The sequence below is a fragment of the Salmonella sp. NW1250 genome, from assembly GCF_051812965.1.
In the GTDB taxonomy this organism is placed as follows: Bacteria; Pseudomonadota; Gammaproteobacteria; order Enterobacterales; family Enterobacteriaceae; genus Salmonella; species Salmonella enterica.
This window is the reverse complement of sequence record NZ_JAMNDD010000039.1, coordinates 1-887: the sequence shown is the minus strand read 5'-3', so window position 1 is coordinate 887 and position 887 is coordinate 1. Positions and strand designations below refer to the sequence as shown.

The following is an 887-nucleotide window of genomic DNA, read 5'->3' as shown; positions in this document are numbered from 1 at the left end:
AGAACTTTAGCAACAACGCCCGCGCCAACGGTACGGCCGCCTTCACGGATTGCGAAACGCAGACCGTCGTCCATTGCGATCGGGTGGATCAGGGTAACAACCATTTTGATGTTGTCGCCCGGCATTACCATCTCTACGCCTTCCGGCAGTTCGATGGTGCCAGTCACGTCAGTAGTACGGAAGTAGAACTGCGGACGGTAGCCTTTGAAGAACGGAGTATGACGGCCGCCTTCATCTTTGGACAGAATGTACACTTCAGATTCGAACTTGGTGTGCGGCTTGATGGTGCCCGGCTTAGCCAGTACCTGACCACGTTCGATTTCTTCACGTTTGATACCACGCAGCAGAACACCTACGTTCTCACCGGCACGGCCTTCGTCCAGCAGTTTGCGGAACATTTCAACGCCAGTACAGGTAGACTTCTGAGTCTCTTTGATACCAACGATTTCAACTTCTTCGCCCACTTTGATGATACCGCGCTCTACACGACCGGTAACAACGGTACCACGACCGGAGATGGAGAATACGTCTTCGATCGGCAGCAGGAACGGCTTGTCAATCGCACGCTCTGGTTCCGGAATGTAAGAATCCAGGAAGCCAGCCAGTTCGATGATTTTCGCTTCCCACTCTGCGTCGCCTTCCAGCGCTTTCAGAGCAGAACCACGAACGATCGGCGTGTCGTCGCCCGGGAAGTCGTACTGAGACAGAAGTTCACGAACTTCCATTTCAACCAGTTCCAGCAGCTCTTCGTCATCAACCATGTCGCATTTGTTCAGGAACACGATGATGTACGGAACGCCTACCTGACGACCCAGCAGGATGTGCTCACGGGTCTGCGGCATCGGGCCGTCAGTCGCAGCAACAACCAGGATCGCGCCGTCCATCTG

The 887-nt window shown here is 54.5% G+C and carries 1 protein-coding gene; it reads right to left on the bottom strand.

Going from position 1 to position 887, the window contains the following annotated elements; genetic code table 11:
• Positions 1–887 (bottom strand): elongation factor Tu (gene tuf, locus NBA72_RS24125; protein ID WP_022630287.1); only part of this gene is annotated, 887 nt, incomplete at both ends.